Raw genomic sequence first — 15,668 nt, 5'->3', positions numbered from 1 at the left:
CGCGCGGCTCAACGCGACCTTTCCGCGCGGCTCAACGCCGCGACTTCGCGCGGCTCAACGCGACCTTTCCGCGCGGCTCAACGCCGCGACTTCGCGCGGCTCAACGCCGCGGATGCGGGAATCCCCACGGGTACATGGGCGGATCGCCCCAGACGAAGACGGGACGGCCGCCGACCTTCCAGCTCGAGTCGGAGACGACGGCGTTGCGGCCGGCGCCGTCGAGGTCGAGGGCGAAGAGGATTCCGCCGATCCCCGTCGGACTCCCCGCCTCGATCGCCATGGTGTGGACGCCCCGCGCCAGAGCGGGAAGCGCGAAGGAATCCATCGCGTCTCCGGGCCGCATCCCGCCGGCGCCGACGAGACGCCCGTCGAGGAAGAGCCGGTACGCGCGGTCGACGAAGATTCTGGCGCGCGCTCCGGGAACGTCCGCGTCGAGAGCGACCGAGCGCGACGCGGTGAACCGCGCCGGCTGCGGCGATCGGACGTCGTCGGTCGCCCAGATCCAGCGGGCGCGCCCCGTCGCGGACGATTCCATCCGCCGCCAGGCGAGATCGACGGCGCGCGCGGCGGCCGCGGCCGATGCGGCAATGGCGAGGAGTCCCGCCATCGCGCTCCTCTTGACGAAAACGGAACGCACGATTAATATTACCAAGAATGCGCGCATGAGCTCGATCGTTCCCGTCCCCGGACTCGTCTGTCCGAACCTCTCGGAAACGACCCTTCACCCCCTCGAACACCTCGACCCGACCGAACGAAGGAGACCACGATGAGCACCAAATATCTGTTCGTCACGGGCGGCGTCGTGTCGTCGCTCGGAAAAGGGATCGCGGCCTCCTCGATCGGCGCCCTGCTGGAGGCCCGCGGATTCACGGTCGCGCTCGCGAAGCTCGACCCGTACCTGAACGTGGACCCCGGAACGATGTCGCCCTTCCAGCACGGCGAGGTGTTCGTCACCGACGACGGCGCGGAGACGGACCTCGACCTCGGACACTACGAGCGGTTCACGTCGATGACCGGGTCGCGCCTCAACAACACGACGACGGGGCGCATCTACAAGGCGGTCATCGACAAGGAGCGCCGCGGCGACTACCTCGGCAAGACCGTCCAGGTGATCCCGCACATCACCGACGAGATCAAGGAGGCGATGCGGTCGGTCTCCTCCGAGGCCGACGTCGTCATCATCGAGATCGGCGGGACGGTCGGCGACATCGAATCGCTCCCCTTCCTCGAGGCGATGCGGCAGTTCCGGCTCGACGTCGGCCGCGGAAACGCCGTCAACATCCACCTGACGCTCGTGCCCTACATCAAGGCCTCCGACGAGCTCAAGACGAAGCCGACCCAGCATTCCGTCAAAGAGCTCCTCTCGATCGGGATCCAGCCCGACATCCTCCTCTGCCGGACCGACCGGCCGCTGCCGCTCGAGATCAAGCGCAAGATCGCCCTTTTCTGCAACGTGCCGGTCGAAGCCGTCATCACGGCCCGCGACGTTCCGTCGATCTACGAGGTGCCGCTCGCCTTCGCGTCGGAGAACCTCGACACGCAGATCCTCGACCTGCTGAACCTTCCGCACTACGAGCGGGACCTTTCGAAGTGGGAGAGCCTGGTCAACCGGATCAAGTCGCCTCACGGAGAAGTCGAGATCGGCGTCGTCGGAAAGTACGTCGACTACGGGGACTCCTACAAGTCGCTCAACGAGGCGCTCGTGCACGGCGGAATCGCCAACGACGTGAAGGTGAAGCTCACGTACATCGACGCCGAAACGCTCGAAGGGGAGAACTACCCCGAGGACCTCTTCCGCGCCGACGCGATCCTCGTCCCGGGCGGCTTCGGCAAGCGCGGCACGGAAGGAATGATGCGCGCGATCCGCTACGCGCGGGAGAAGAAGGTCCCCTTCTTCGGGATCTGCCTCGGGCTCCAGTGCGCCGTCATCGAGTTCGCGCGCAACGTCTGCGGGCTCGAGGGCGCGAACTCGACCGAATTCGACGAAGAGCCCAAGTACAAGGTCATCTACAAGCTGAGGGACCTGATCGGCGTCGACGCGCTCGGCGGCACGATGCGCCTCGGCAAGTACCCGGCCGAGCTCTCCCCCGGCTCGTTCGCGGCGCGGGCCTACGGCGAGTCTCTCGTGTGGGACCGCCACCGGCACCGCTACGAGGTCAACCAGGAGTACCTCCCCCAGCTCAAGCAGCACGGCCTCTCGTTCACCGGGATGTCGCCGGACGGGAAATTCGTCGAGATCATCGAGATCCACGACGACCATCCGTGGTTCCTCGGCTGCCAGTTCCACCCGGAGCTCAAGTCGAAGCCGTTCGCCTGCCATCCGCTGTTCCGGGACTTCATCCGGGCGGCCAAGGCGCACCGGGCGGCGGCGAAACTCGAGACCGACGCCGCGGCGGCCGAACGGGCGGGCGTTCGAACCGATCGGACTTAGTGGGGCGGCGGGCGAAGGCCCGCTGATAAACTTCCGCCGAATGTCCTCTTCGCGAATCGAGATCGCTCGCGGCTTCGCGATCGGCGGCGGCTCTCCCCCGCTCTTCTTCGCCGGACCCTGCGTCATCGAGTCGCGCAAGCATTCCCTCGCGATGGCGCGCAAGATCCGCGCGGTGGCCGAGAAGACCGGCGCCCGGATCGTCTTCAAGTCCTCGTTCGACAAGGCGAACCGCTCCTCGATCTCCTCGTTCCGCGGCCCGGGGCTCGAGGAGGGCCTCGACATCCTCGCGGAAGTCAAGGAGAAGACGGGGCTGCCGGTCATCTCCGACATCCACGCGCCGGGGCAGGCCGCGAAGGCGGCCCGCGTCCTCGACGTGCTGCAGATCCCCGCTTTCCTCTGCCGGCAGACCGACCTCCTCACCGCGGCGGCCGAGACGGGGAAGCCGATCAACGTCAAGAAAGGGCAGTTCGTCGCGCCGCCGGACATGCGTTTCGCCGTCGAAAAGTGCGCGGCGTCCGGAAACCGACGGGTGATGCTCTGCGAGCGCGGGACGAGCTTCGGATACAACAACCTCGTCGTCGACTTCCGCGCGTTCCCGATGATGGCGGCGCTGGGCGTCCCCGTCGTGTACGACGTGACGCACTCGATGCAGCTTCCGGGAGGAGGCAAGGAGACCGGCGGCGTCAAGCAGTACGCGGCGGCGCTCGCCCGCGCGGCCGCGGCGACCGGATTCGTGGACGGGTTCTTCCTCGAGGTCCACGATGATCCCGACCACGCCAAGAGCGACGCCTCGACGCAGCTCGACGTCAAGCTCCTGCCCCGGCTCGTGCGGGAGGTCCTCGAGATCGCGGAAACCGCGCGCCGCTGACCGGTCAGATCTTCCGGCGCGTTTCGACGAGCGTCGAATCGCCGAAGTAATTCGGAGCAGCGGCCGCGCCGCGAGCGGCGGCGAGCCCGGCGCCCTCCGGCGGAAGGCCCCGGCTGCGGTCCGCCAGGGTAATCTCGGCCGGCCCCGGCTGTCCGAGCCGGATCCGGAGATCGATCCCCTCCGGCGGCACCGTCCACACGATCGCCACTTCCCACCCGGGGGCGAAGAGCCTTCGGCGAACGAGATCCGGCGGCACGCTCTGCCCCCCGATTCGAATCCCCTCCACGCGGACCCCCGCCGGAATCGCCAGGTACACGACCGGCGCGCCCCGCGGTGACCAGAGCTTCCCCGAAACCTCGCGCCCTCCCGGGATCGCCGTGGATTCCCGCACGTCGAATCGGGGCGGCGGCAGTGCAAGCGCCGGCGCGGACGCCGACGGGCCGGTCTCGTTCGCGCCGAGCCAGTCGAACGGGGCGCGCCATTCGGTCCAGCGGGCCGCGGCGCGAAGAGGACCCGGCAACGGCGACCCGCTCGAGACCCACCGCGCGGCCCCGGAATCCGCGTCCCGTGCGTAGGCGAGGCTGAGCGCCTGCGGCGCGTTCGGCGTGAACGCCGGCACGGCCGCCGCGGCGCCGATCGCCGCGGCCCAGAGGAGCGCGGCGGCCGGCAGAATCCGCCTTCGCGGCGCGGAGCACCAGGCGGGAACGAAGAACGAGGCGATCCCGGCCGCGAATACCGCGAGAAGGGGCACGATCGTCATCCCCCCGAGATCGAGGAGCACCTGCATCCGGGGAGCGACCAGCAATCCGGCCGCGACGCCGGTCAGGAGCGAACGATCGACGACGCCGGAAGGCGATCGTCCGGGCGGCAACAGCGCCAGCGCGCCCCCGAAGAGGGCGGGAATCGAGAGGAGGTGCGACGCGGCGGGCGCCGTGACGGAGAGCACGAGAGCCAGGACCGACCAGACGAGCAGGGAGCCCGACCAAAACGCGGGTACCCCGCGGCGCCGCGCCGCTCGACCGGCGACGGCGATCGAAATCAGGACCGCTCCGGCCCAACCGGCGAGATAGTCCGGCTCGAGCCGGCTCTTCCACGGCGTCGGCGATGCGGCGACCGCCCGCATGACCTTCATCGTCAGGAGCGACACGAGTCCCGCCAGCGCCATGGAGACGACGATCCACCCCGCGGCGGCAGCGACGTCCCGGATGCGCATCCCCTCCCTTCGGCGACGGATCAGGACCGCCCCGACCGAGACCGCGAACGCGGCGAGGGCGGCCGGCAACGCCGCGCCGAGCGGCCAGACGATCAGCTTCCCGACGATCGTCGTGAACCCGGCCGGGCCGCGCGGCAGCGCACCGAGGTCCTCGTTCCGGAGCGCCTGCAGCGCATCGAGCGCATTCTGGCCGTGCTGCCCGAGCGTCTCGGGTGAAAGCGCCTCCGCCGTGTCCGTCGACGAGTGATACTGCCGAAACCCCTGGACGAAACCGAACATCAGGCCCACGGCTCCGGTTCGCCGGTACTCCTCCAGGTCGTTCGCGTTGGGGAGGAGCGCCGTCAGCGCCGTGACCGCGGAATCGGCGAAGGGCCCACGGGCCTTCGCCGCGAAGCGCAGGAGCACGCCGGAAGCGGGGCCCGAGGTTTCGGCGAGCAGGCTCGGTCCCCGCGAGCCCCGGGCTTCGAGATTCACGACGACGCGGATCCGCCCGGCAGGATGGGCGTTCACGAACGCCGTCGATCCCAGGAGTCCCGCTTCCTCGCCGTCGGCGAACACGAAGAGAACGGTGTTCCGCCCGGGCGGACGAGTTTTCAGATCGCGCGCGATCTCGAGCAGGGCCGCGACACCCGCCATCGAATCCGACGCGCCGGGCGACGCGGGAACCGAGTCGTAGTGGCTGTTCAGGACGATCTCGCCGGTCGAGGCGGAGCCTTCGGCCGTCGCGATCACGTTCTCGACCTCTCCGCAGGATCGACGAAAGTCGCCGCACACGAAGGCCCTCTGCCGCTCGGGGCGATATCCCATCGCGGCGAGGGTTTCGACGAGCCGGTCCGCGATCCGCCGATTCTCCGAAGAGCCCACCGGATGGGATGCGATCCCGCCGATCAACCGGCGCAATTGCGTGCGGGCGCGCGCCTCCGAGAAGCGATCGGACGACCCGCGGTCGAGCCGCGGCGCCCGGTCGACGCGAACGGCCGCCCAGAGGATCAGGCCCAGGCCGGCGGCGGCCGCGAATGCGCGCCTCATCTCCGGCCTTCGCCCGGTGAAAGCCCCGACGTGATCGCCCGCAGGAAGACGTCGGCCGACCGCTCGAAGAGCGCCAGGAACTTCTCCGGATCGGCGCCGAATCGGCCCGCACGGTACATCGCGACGAGGCCGTGCCAGTGAGCCCACAGAGAGATGGCGACGAGCGCGGGATCGGCGGCGGCCCGCGCGGAACACGCGCGAACCCGATCGATGAGAATCTGGAAGTTCGCGGAGCGGCTCTCTTCCGGGAGAATGTCCATCTTCGGACGCCCCGTCGTGAGGAAGAGGATCCGGTAGAACTCGGGTTCCTCGAGCGCGAAGCGGGCGTATTCGCGAGCCGTCCCTCGGAGGCGCCCCTCCGGGCTCGGGCCGGAGGCGGCCCGGCGGAGATATCCGCCGAGAACCTCGTTCGCCGCGTCGACGAGCTCTTCGAGGATCTCGTCCTTGTTGCGGTAGTGGCGGTAGAGCGCCGTCGCCGAGACGCCCAGCCGGTCGCCGAGACGGCGCATGGTCAACGCGCGCAGCCCCTCTTCGTCGACCAGCCGCCGGGCCGCGCCGAGGATTGCGCCGTCCGCGATTCGGATCTGCATTGTTAACAACGTTAACTTACGGCGAGGTATTTGTCAAGCCCTGTCCCGCCGGCCAGTGCCCAAATCCGGCCGCCGCTGGTACCGTGACTCGATGCATCGACCCGGCGGGATTCTCCTGGCGTTCCTCGTTCCGTTGCTCCCCGCGGCCTCCCTCGGATCCCCCCGGCCGGCGGCGCTGACCGTCCCCAGTCCGATCCGGCGTTCCGGTTCGACGTCGGTCCGGCCGCGCTCGGTCGCGTCGTCATCCGAGACCGTCCTCTCCCTCCGGACGGGCGCGCTCGCCGATCTTCGGAGCGTGAAGCCGGAAGAACCCGTCCAGGTCGATGGATTCCCGCTCGATTCCACGGAATCCGTCGATCTCGAGCTCCGCCGGTTCGACCTCTTCTCGGACGCCGCCCGAAATGTCGAGGTGGGTCCGGGCGGCCTCGAAACCGACGCTCCCCTCCCCGATGCCGCCTACTACGAGGGAACGGTCGCCGGAGATCCCGATTCGCGGGTCTTCCTCTCGGCTTTCGGATCCAGCGTGCACGCGATCATCCAGCGTGGCGAAGAGACGTACGCCGTCGAGCCGCTCGGCCGCTGGGAACGGGAGACGCCCGGGCACGTCGTCCGCCGTCTCTCGAAGGAAGAGTGGGCGGCGCTCGCCCGCGCGTGGCGCTGCGACGCCGAACGGCTGACCGCGACGCCTTCGCGCGAAGCCCTCCTTTCGACGGCGGCGATCTCCGACGCGGGGCAGCCGTTCGCCGCCTCGATCGCCGTCGACACCGACTACGAGCTCTTCCACCGGTTCGGAAACGCGGCGACCGAGAGGAACTACCTCTCCAACGAGCTCGCCGCCGTCTCCGCGATCTACTGGCGGGACCTGAAGACCCGCCTGAAGATCGGCTTCCTGCGGGTCTGGACGACGACGAGCGATCCCTGGACGACGTCGAACCCCCTGTCCGCGCTCTTCCAGGTCGGCGACTACTGGCATGCACACGGGTCGGGAACGGCCCGCTCGACCGTCCTCTTCCTGAGCGGCAAGAACATGGGAGGCGGGGTCGCGTGGCTCTCGACGGTCTGCCAGGGAGACCAGTGGGACTCCGCCGACGGCCACTGGGCCGGCGGGTACGCGGTCGTGGGGAACATCGAGGGCTCGATGACGAACTTCCACTCGCCGCCGGCGGGAAGCGACGTCTGGGACGTGGAGGCGGTCGCGCACGAGCTCGGCCACAACTTCGGGTCGGAGCACACCCACTGCTATTCGCCGCCGATCGACGAGTGCTACGGATCGGAGCCCGGATGCTACAGCGGCCCGAACGTCGACCCGGGCGCCGGCGTGGGCACGATCATGAGCTACTGCCACCTGTTCGGCTGGAGCGAGATCTCGCTGAAGTTCCATTCGCGCTGCATCTCCGAGCAGCTGCGCCCGACGATCCTGAATGCCGCGTCGTTGGCGCCGGACTGCATGTCGGGAGGAACTTTCAGCGACGTTCCTCTGAGCAACGGCTTCGCTCCGGCGATCTACACGATGGCGGCATGGGGCATCATTCCGGGCTGCACCGCCACGGCGTTCTGTCCCTCCACCCTGGTCACCCGCGCCGACATGGCGGTGTTCATCGAGCGCGGACTCAACGTCTTCGTGCCGCTGCCGAATCAGCCGCAGGTCTTCACCGACGTCCCTCCCGGGGCCTATGCCTACGATTTCATCGAGGACTTCGGCAAGCGCAAGATCACCGACGGCTGCGGCGCGACCACGTACTGCCCTTCGGGCAACGTGAGCCGCGCGCAAATGGCCATCTTCCTTCTCCGCGCCGAGCACGGGAGCGCGTACGCGCCCCCCGCCGCGACCGGAGCGATGTTCGCGGATGTTCCCGCCAACGCTTTCGGGGCGGCGTGGATCGAGCAGCTCGCGCGCGAGTCGATCACGAACGGCTGCGGCGGCGGCGACTTCTGTCCGAAGGCGGCGGTCCCGAGAAGTCAGATGGCCGTCTTCCTGACGAGGATCTTCCACCTCTGACCCTCCCCGGGACGTATTCGGCCGAACCCGAGCACCTACCGACGTTGACCGGGCGACGCATCCGGAGGCGTCTCCATGGCGCGGATCTTGCAATTTATTCCGCCCCGGAGGGCGTCATGCCGCATCGTCGTCTCTTCCAGGCCGTGAGCGGGTGGTCCCGCAACGATCACGCGGGAGCGAAGATCAATGGCGACGTCAAGGGTTTCGTTCCTTCCGACCGGATCGTGCGGTACCTCCAGGAGCTGCAGCGCCGGCGCTGGAATCCGGAGCACTCACTGAAAACCCGCTCCGCCCACTGAGACTCGTCGGCCGCGCGCCCCGCTCCGCGGGAGGCCCGCAACCTCCCACATCGCGGACCTCCTTGCCTCGGTAGCTCGCTCATTGCCGTGCGCGGCGATTGATGCGCATGGCGCCTCGCGCCTCGCCGCTTCGCGGCGGATCCTTCTTCCGAAGGATCGCGCTGAATACTTTTCGGCGAGACTTTCCGCGACGTGTCCTCCGCGGCTCGGGCTTCTAACGCGGCCCCTCACCGGCCGCGGGTACGCGGCGTCCTCTCCCCAAGGGAGGAATTCGGGAGCTCGCTTCACTCGCGGCTCCATGTGCCCTCGACCGCTCCGGGGTCCCACCATTGAGTTTGGAGGCGCCGGAAGACCACCCGCCGACCGTTCCCCCAAGAACGGACGCCGAGGCGCGGCCAAACCTGGTGGAAGACGAGCCCGACGGGCCTGCCGGCGGGCGCAGCGTACGGAAAACGTACGTCAAGCCCGGCGGCAGGCCCGTCGGGCCCGTATAACGTCGCATAGGGTCCGCGCTAATATCTAGGAAGTGATCCTCGACAGCGCGCGCCGAGTTCTGAGAATCGAGGCGGACTCCGTCCGCGAACAGATCGAGAACGTCGGGCCCGCTTTCGAAGCCGCGGTCGAGGCGATGCACGCGTGTCAGGGGCGGGTCGTCGTCACCGGGATGGGAAAATCGGGGATCATCGGTCAGAAGATCGCGGCGACCCTCGCTTCCACCGGGACCCCGGCCTTCTTCCTGCATCCGGCCGAGGCGATACACGGCGACCTCGGGATGGTGATCAAGGGAGACGTCGTGCTCGCTCTGTCGTACTCGGGAGAGACGGACGAGATCGTCCGCCTGCTCGAATTCGTCAAGCGCCTCGAGATTCCCCTCATCACGATGACCGGGCAGCCGGAATCGACGCTGGCGCGGGCCGCGGAGCACGCGATCTCGGTCGCGATCTCCCGGGAAGCGTGCCCGCTGAACCTCGCTCCGACCGCTTCGACGACGGCCATGCTCGCGATGGGCGACGCGCTCGCGATGGCGCTCTCGGAGAAGAGAGGGTTCCGCGAAGAGGACTTCGCCGCCCTGCATCCGGGCGGGAAGCTCGGGAAGAAGTTCCTGAGGGTCCGCGACCTCATGAGGCGCGGCGACCGGATCCCGCGCGTGCGGCCGGACACGACCATGAGCGAGGCGATCCACGAGATGTCGGCGAAGATGATGGGGATCACGGCGGTCGTGGGCGCCGACGGAACGCTCCGGGGCGCGATCTCCGACGGGGATCTCCGCCGTCTCCTGCAGGCCGACGACGGCCTCCTGGTCAAGACCGCGGGCGAGTGCGCGCACGGGCAGCCCAAGACGATCGCGGAAGCGGAGTTCGCGTCGGCGGCGCTCCGGCGGATGGAAGACGCCAAGATCACGTCGCTCTTCGTCGTCGACGGCGCGGGGAGCCTCATCGGCGCCCTGCACCTGCATGACCTCTGGGGAGTCGGCCTCTTTTGATCCGCGCGCTCTTCTTCGACGTCGACGGGGTGTTGACCGACGGACGGCTCTTCATCGACGACCGCGGGCGTGAGCTCAAGATCTTCGACACGAAGGACGGCCACGGCATCAAGATGGCCATGGCCGCGGGCCTGAAGGTCGCGTGGATATCGGGACGCGTCTCCGGGGCGACGGTCGTCCGGGCCCGCGACCTGGGCGTCCGCGCTTTCAAGCAGGGGGTCCGGGACAAGGGCGCGGCGGCGCGGGAGTATCTCTCCCGCTGGAAGATCGAGAGCGCCGAGGCGGCGGCCTGCGGCGACGACCTCCCCGACTTTCCGCTCTTCGACGCCTGCGGCTTTTGCGCCTGTCCCGGCGACGCGCCGAGCGTGGTGCGCGAGCGCGTCGACCTCGTGCTCGAGCGCCCCGGCGGACGCGGAGCGGTCCGCGAGTTCGTCGAAGAGGTGCTGAGGAGAAACGATGCCGAAGGACGATGAGGAGACGCCGATGCTGAGACGAGGCCCGGCGGCGACCGCGGCGGCGGCCGTCGCCGCGGAGCCCGACGCCGTCGCGCTCCGCGGGGCCCGCCTCCACCGCGCCGCGATCGTGGTCGACACGCACGAGGACGTGCCGTGGGAGCTCGACGAGAAATGGGCCGACGTCGGCGTCCTCGGCGCGACCCGCCACTTCGACCTCCCCCGCGCGAAGGAAGGGGGCCTTTCGGCAGTGTTCTTCGCCGCCTACGTTCCGGCCGTCTACGCCGAGACGGGAGGGGCCGCGAAGAAGGCTCTCGAGCTCGTCGACCTCGTCCACCGGGTCGTCGACGCGCACCCCGCGGATCTGGCCTTCGCCGCGTCGGCGGCCGACGTCCGGCGGATCAAGGCGGAAGGAAAGATCGCAGTCCTCACGGGTATCGAAGGAGGGCACGCGATCGAGGATTCCCTCGGCGCGCTGCGCGACTTTCACCGGCTCGGCGTCCGCTACATGACCCTCACGCATACGAACACGAATCACTGGGCCGATTCCTCCGGCTCCTTCACCTCGCCCGACTTCGATCCGGAGAAGACGCGCGTTCACGGCGGCCTGACCGATTTCGGCCGCGCGGTGGTCCGGGAGATGAATCGCCTCGGGATGATGGTCGACGTCTCTCACGTCTCCGACGAGACGATCGACGACGTCCTCGCCGCCTCCCGGGCGCCCGTCTTCGCGTCGCACTCCTCGTGCCGCGCCCTTTCGCCGATCCCGCGCAACTTGACCGACGACCAGATCCGTCGCATCGGCGCGGGAGGCGGCGTCGTGATGGTCAACGTCAGCGCGATGTTCCTCGACGGCGAAGCGGCGGCGGCCTACCGGTCGCGGATCGAAGCCCTGCGGCCGCAGTACGAGGCGCTCGAGGCGAAATGGGCGTCTGATCCCCTGCGGCGGGAAAAGGAGGAGAACGCGCTCTTCGACGCGGTCCCGCCCGCGCGAGCCGACGGGAAGAAGGTCGTCGAGCACATCGAGCGGGTGATGCGGATCGCGGGGCCGGGCGCCGCCGGCATCGGCAGCGACTTCGACGGAATCCCCGACCCTCCCGACGGCCTCGAAGACGTGTCGAAGCTTCCCCGGATCACCGAAGAGCTCCTCCGGCGGGGCCATTCCGAGGAGGAGGTGCGGGGCGTGCTCGGCGAGAACTTCCTGCGCTTCTTCGCGCAAGTCGAGGCGATCTCTCGCTCGCTCGCCGCCGAGCCCCCGTCGACCGCGACGATTTCCAATCGCTGACGCCGCGGGACCGGTCCCGCGGGCGGCGGGCGCGGGCCCTCCGCCCCGCACGGTATGATTCCCTGGAGCTTCATGTCCCATGCAGCGCGTCTACCGGGCCCTGACTCTGTTCGGCGCCGTGATCCTGCTCGGCGGCATCCTCTTTCGCTCGATCGAGCGGCTCGACTGGTTCGACGCGTTCTACACGGCCCTCCTGTCGGTGACGCCGCTCGGGCACGGCTTGATGCCGCCCCTTTCCCGCGCCGGCCGCGAACTCAACGCGTTCCTCCTCGTCTGCGGCGTCGGCGTGGTGGGCTACGCCGCGTCGATCGCGACCCGTTTCGTCTTCGAGGGCGAGATGGGGCGGGTTTTCTGGAGGCGTAAGGTGGAACGCCGCATCGGCCGGATGGAAGGGCACTACGTCGTCTGCGGCCACGGGCGCGTCGGAAGGACGGTCGCGGAGGAGCTCGGCCGTCACGGCGTCCCCTTCGTGATCATCGAGCGCAGCGAGGAGGCGGTCCGCGAACGGATCGCCCGCGGCGAAGACGTGATCCTCGGCGACGCGACGAGCGAGGGCGTCCTGGCGCAGGCCGGAATCGAGCGCGCGAAGGGGCTCGTCGCGGCGCTCGAGTCCGATGCGGACAACCTCTACGTCACGCTGACGGCGCGCGAATCGAACCCCGGGATTCGGATCGTCGCGCGGACGAGCGACGACACGGCCTCGGCGCGCCTCAAGCGGGCGGGAGCGGACCGGACGATCGCGCCCACGCAGATCGGCGGGCGGGAGATGGTCCAGCACCTCCTGATGCCGGCCGTCGTCGATTTCATCCACCTCGCGACGGGAAAGCAGAACGTCGAGCTCGAGATGCAGGAGATCCACGTTCTACCCGGTTCGAGCCTCTGCGGCGTGCCGTTCTCGGAAAGTCCCATCCGCCGGGAGCACGGCGTGATCGTCGTCGCGGTCAACAAGGCGGCCGGCGAGTCGATCTTCAACCCCGAGTCGAGCTACGTCGTCGACGAGGGGGACACGATGATCTGTCTGGGGCATCCGGATCGGCTGGCCGCCATGCAGCGGCTGGCACGGCCATAAGGCGTACTGAGAACGTACGTCTAGCCGACGCCAGTCCGGACGGGCCCGTATAACGGCACGTATCGCCGCGCCGGCCCTGATCGATTGTGAAGACCCGAATGTCGTCGACGACCTCCTCGAGGCGCGGGGAGACGTGCTGGAAGACGGGTTCGGCCGGCCGGGCGGCGGTGAAGGCGTACTGAGAACGTACGTCTAGCCGACGCCAGGCCGGACGGGCCCGTATAACGGCGCGTATCGCCGCGCCGGCTACGCCCGGCTACGCCGGCGCGCGGCGGCGAAACACCCAGGCGATCAGGATTCCCACCAGATACAGCGCGATCATCGGAAGCGCGAAGACGCACTGCGTCATCATGTCCGGGGTCGGCGTGATGACCGCCGCGATCACGAAGATCAGGAGGACCGCGTACTTGAACTTCGCCAGCAGGAACCGCTCCGTGACGAGCCCGATCCGAGCGAGGAAGAAGACGAGGATCGGGAGCTCGAAGCAGAGCCCGAGCCCGAAGATGATTTTCGACGCCATCGAGAGGTATTCGTTGACCGTGATGACCGGCGTGAATCCCGTCTGAGTGCCCATGCCGACCAGGAACTGGCAGACCCGCGGAAAGGCGACGAAGTAGCCGAACGCGCACCCCGTCAGGAAGAAAAGAGCGGTGACGACGATGAACGGAACGGCATAGCGCCGCTCGCGCCGGTAGAGCGCCGGCACGATGAACAACCAGACCTGCCAGAGGAGGAACGGGGACGCGACGATGAGCCCGCCGTAGAGCGCCACCCGGAAATACAGGATGAACGGCTCCGGCATGGTCGTGAAGGCGAGATGGTTCCCCTTCGGGAGGTAGGGAAGGATGGGCTGCTCGATCCAGTGGAAGAGGGTCGGCGAATACGTCCACGCGCCGACGAAGGCGATCGCGACGGCCAGGATCGACCAGATCAGACGGCGGCGCAGCTCCTCGAGATGGTCGAAGAACCCCATGCGCGGGAGCTCTTCTTCGCCCGGCTCCCGATCCCGGTTCGGCGCGATGTTCAAACTGGAAGCGCCCGGCTAGCCTGGCTTCACGGCCGAATCGGCCGGCGGTGGAGCGGGAGCGGGCGGGATGGCGGGCGGAGCGGGCGGCGCCAGGGGCTCGATCTTCGCTTCCTCCTTCAGCCCGTCCACCTCTCTCTGGATGCTCTGCTTGAAATCCTCGGAGGCCTTCTTGAACTCTCCGAGCCCTTTTCCGAGCGATTTGCCGATCTCCGGGAGCTTCTTCGGCCCGAAGACGATCAACGCGACGATGAAGATGAGGATCAATTCCGGCATGCCGATGGAGCCGAGCATGAGCACCCCTTTCGCGCGTATTCTGTGCCCCGCCGAGGCCGCCGTCAATTCGGCCGGAGAATCGAGGAAGCGTCTGGCCAGAAACGGGGAACGCGTGGGAGAATGAACGGACCTCCCGCTGCGTTTGGGAGGGTGGAGGTCCCGGGGTGAAGCGGAAAACGATCCTGCTGTTCGTTGGAATCGTCGCCGGAGCGACGCTGCTCGGAGGCGCCGGCGGCCGAAAGATGAGCGCCGAGCCGGAGGGAGGAACGCCGTCCCTTTCGGAGTACGCGGAGCTGATCACCGCGGCCGGCGACTGGAGCGCGGAGAAGACCGCCCCGGACAAGCTCGTCTACGCGTCGATCCGCGGGATGCTGTCTCGCCTCGATCCCCACACGAACTTCCTCGATCCGAACGAGTTCTCCTCGATGGAGGAGAAGCAGCGGGGATCGTTCTACGGGCTCGGCATCTCGATCCAGAAACGGCAGGGCCACGTCACCGTGATCTCGCCGATCGAGGGAACGCCGGCCTGGAAGAAGGGAATCCGGGCGGGAGACATCATCAGCCGGATCAACGGCGAGCCGATCGACGACTGGACCTCCGACGAGGTCGTCCGGCACCTGAAGGGACCGAAAGGGACGCAGGTGACGATCACGATCCGGCGCGCCGGCTTCAACGAGCCGATCGAGATGACGATCACGCGCGCGGAGATCCCGACGAATTCGGTTCGCTACGCGTTCATGCTGACGCCGGACGTCGGCTACATCCATCTCGCGGAATTCACGCACACGTCGAGCGGCGAGGTGATCTCCGCGATCGACCGGCTCAAGCAGCAGGGAATGAAGAGGCTGGTCTTCGACCTGCGCGGCAATCCGGGCGGCGTCCTCGATCAGGCGGTCGACATCGCGGACATCTTCCTGAAAAAGAAGGAGAAGGTCGTCTACACCCGCGGGCGAACCGCCTCCTCGGACCAGGATTTCTACGCGCCGGGGAACGGCCCGCACTTCGACGGCCCGCTCGTCCTGCTCGTCAACCGCGGCTCGGCGTCGGCCTCCGAGATCGTCTCGGGGGCGATCCAGGACCACGACCGGGGCCTCATCGTCGGGACCACGACGTGGGGGAAAGGCCTCGTGCAGGGCGTCTATCCCCTGCCGTACGGCGCGGGCCTCGCCCTGACGACGGCGAAGTACTACACGCCGTCGGGACGCTGGATTCAGCGCGACTACTCGAACTTCTACGACTACATCAATCCCGACGACGACGCGGCGGACAACCGCGACGCCGACGCGCGGAAGAACGGGAAGGTCTTCTACACGGACGCGGGGCGGCCGGTGTACGCGTCGGGCGGAATCACGCCCGACGACGTCGTCCGCTACGAGAAAGCGTCGAAGTTCGTGCAGCGTCTCCAGGCGCACGGCGTGTTCTTCAACTTCGCGGTCGATTACCTCGCCCGGCACCCGAACGTCCCGGAAAGCCTGCCGGTCGACGAAAGCGTGCGGAGCGCGTTCTTCCGGTACGTCCAGGAGCAGGGGCTCGAGGACGCGGCGGCCGTGCGGAAGGACTACGAAGCGGACCCGTCCAAAGAGCTGATCGACGCGACGATCCGGACGGAGATCCTCAACTCCAAGTACGGCCTCGCCGAAGGCTGGAAGA

Annotated in this window: 14 protein-coding genes; 9 read left to right on the top strand and 5 right to left on the bottom strand. The window is 68.4% G+C overall.

Going from position 1 to position 15,668, the window contains the following annotated elements:
* Positions 1-100 precede the first annotated feature (100 nt).
* Positions 101-637: a hypothetical protein gene (locus VKH46_05400; GenBank protein HKB70259.1), complete on the bottom strand. Its 537-nt coding sequence runs from the start codon at positions 635-637 to the stop codon at positions 101-103.
* A 129-nt stretch (positions 638-766) separates the two neighbouring features.
* Between VKH46_05400 and VKH46_05395 the strand changes: the two genes are divergently transcribed.
* Complete coding sequence (locus VKH46_05395) at positions 767-2,431, top strand: CTP synthase (GenBank protein HKB70258.1); 1,665 nt, start codon at positions 767-769, stop codon at positions 2,429-2,431.
* Positions 2,432-2,471: 40 nt separating this feature from the next.
* Entirely contained in the window at positions 2,472-3,299 is an 828-nt protein-coding gene (kdsA, locus tag VKH46_05390; protein ID HKB70257.1) for a 3-deoxy-8-phosphooctulonate synthase, read from the top strand.
* Positions 3,300-3,303: 4 nt separating this feature from the next.
* Here kdsA and VKH46_05385 read toward each other — a convergent pair whose 3' ends face one another.
* A complete protein-coding gene (locus tag VKH46_05385; GenBank protein ID HKB70256.1) occupies positions 3,304-5,541 on the bottom strand; it encodes a M28 family peptidase in 2,238 nt (745 codons plus the stop codon).
* Positions 5,538-6,131, bottom strand: coding sequence for a TetR/AcrR family transcriptional regulator (locus VKH46_05380; GenBank protein HKB70255.1), 594 nt, complete (start codon positions 6,129-6,131; stop codon positions 5,538-5,540). Before VKH46_05380 ends, VKH46_05385 begins: the two co-directional genes overlap by 4 nt.
* Before the next feature lie 91 nt (positions 6,132-6,222).
* Here VKH46_05380 and VKH46_05375 point away from each other — a divergent pair, with 91 nt between their 5' ends.
* The 6 genes from VKH46_05375 to VKH46_05350 all read left to right on the top strand — a co-directional run bounded on the left by VKH46_05375 (position 6,223) and on the right by VKH46_05350 (position 12,718).
* Positions 6,223-8,130 (top strand): M12 family metallo-peptidase, encoded by a 1,908-nt coding sequence (locus VKH46_05375; protein HKB70254.1) that lies wholly within the window; start codon positions 6,223-6,225, stop codon positions 8,128-8,130.
* Positions 8,131-8,246: 116 nt separating this feature from the next.
* Positions 8,247-8,429 carry a hypothetical protein gene (locus VKH46_05370; protein ID HKB70253.1) on the top strand — a complete coding sequence of 61 codons (183 nt, stop codon included), beginning with the start codon at positions 8,247-8,249 and terminating at the stop codon, positions 8,427-8,429.
* Positions 8,430-8,955: 526 nt separating this feature from the next.
* Positions 8,956-9,912, top strand: a complete 957-nt coding sequence (locus VKH46_05365) for a KpsF/GutQ family sugar-phosphate isomerase (GenBank protein HKB70252.1) — start codon at positions 8,956-8,958, stop codon at positions 9,910-9,912.
* Positions 9,909-10,385 (top strand): HAD-IIIA family hydrolase, encoded by a 477-nt coding sequence (locus VKH46_05360; GenBank protein HKB70251.1) that lies wholly within the window; start codon positions 9,909-9,911, stop codon positions 10,383-10,385. Before VKH46_05365 ends, VKH46_05360 begins: the two co-directional genes overlap by 4 nt.
* Positions 10,369-11,649 carry a dipeptidase gene (locus VKH46_05355; protein ID HKB70250.1) on the top strand — a complete coding sequence of 427 codons (1,281 nt, stop codon included), beginning with the start codon at positions 10,369-10,371 and terminating at the stop codon, positions 11,647-11,649. The genes VKH46_05360 and VKH46_05355 overlap by 17 nt, the downstream gene beginning before the upstream one ends.
* A 79-nt stretch (positions 11,650-11,728) precedes the next feature.
* Entirely contained in the window at positions 11,729-12,718 is a 990-nt protein-coding gene (locus tag VKH46_05350) for a potassium channel protein (GenBank protein ID HKB70249.1), read from the top strand.
* A 256-nt stretch (positions 12,719-12,974) separates the two neighbouring features.
* Here the strand turns inward: VKH46_05350 and tatC are convergent, their stop codons facing one another.
* A complete protein-coding gene (gene tatC, locus VKH46_05345) occupies positions 12,975-13,745 on the bottom strand; it encodes a twin-arginine translocase subunit TatC (GenBank protein HKB70248.1) in 771 nt (256 codons plus the stop codon).
* 15 nt (positions 13,746-13,760) lie between these two features.
* Positions 13,761-14,036 (bottom strand): TatA/E family twin arginine-targeting protein translocase, encoded by a 276-nt coding sequence (locus VKH46_05340; protein HKB70247.1) that lies wholly within the window; start codon positions 14,034-14,036, stop codon positions 13,761-13,763.
* Positions 14,037-14,182: 146 nt separating this feature from the next.
* Here VKH46_05340 and VKH46_05335 point away from each other — a divergent pair.
* Positions 14,183-15,668, top strand: a 1,486-nt coding sequence (locus tag VKH46_05335; GenBank protein HKB70246.1) for a S41 family peptidase, incomplete at its 3' end; no start/stop codon positions are given.

The organism is Thermoanaerobaculia bacterium (assembly GCA_035260525.1).
In the GTDB taxonomy this organism is placed as follows: Bacteria; Acidobacteriota; Thermoanaerobaculia; order UBA5066; family DATFVB01; genus DATFVB01.
The sequence above is the reverse complement of the archived record's forward strand: the minus strand, read 5'-3'. Positions and strand labels throughout refer to the sequence as shown.

Excerpts from the sequence above, each read along its gene's own strand:
- VKH46_05395 (HKB70258.1), top strand. The coding sequence starts at position 767 with ATGAGCACCAAATATCTGTTCGTCACGGGCGGCGTCGTGTCGTCGCTC.
- kdsA (HKB70257.1), top strand. The coding sequence starts at position 2,472 with ATGTCCTCTTCGCGAATCGAGATCGCTCGCGGCTTCGCGATCGGCGGC.
- VKH46_05385 (HKB70256.1), bottom strand. The coding sequence starts at position 5,541 with ATGAGGCGCGCATTCGCGGCCGCCGCCGGCCTGGGCCTGATCCTCTGG.
- VKH46_05380 (HKB70255.1), bottom strand. The coding sequence starts at position 6,131 with ATGCAGATCCGAATCGCGGACGGCGCAATCCTCGGCGCGGCCCGGCGG.
- VKH46_05375 (HKB70254.1), top strand. The coding sequence starts at position 6,223 with ATGCATCGACCCGGCGGGATTCTCCTGGCGTTCCTCGTTCCGTTGCTC.
- VKH46_05370 (HKB70253.1), top strand. The coding sequence starts at position 8,247 with ATGCCGCATCGTCGTCTCTTCCAGGCCGTGAGCGGGTGGTCCCGCAAC.
- VKH46_05355 (HKB70250.1), top strand. The coding sequence starts at position 10,369 with ATGCCGAAGGACGATGAGGAGACGCCGATGCTGAGACGAGGCCCGGCG.
- VKH46_05350 (HKB70249.1), top strand. The coding sequence starts at position 11,729 with ATGCAGCGCGTCTACCGGGCCCTGACTCTGTTCGGCGCCGTGATCCTG.
- VKH46_05340 (HKB70247.1), bottom strand. The coding sequence starts at position 14,036 with ATGCTCGGCTCCATCGGCATGCCGGAATTGATCCTCATCTTCATCGTC.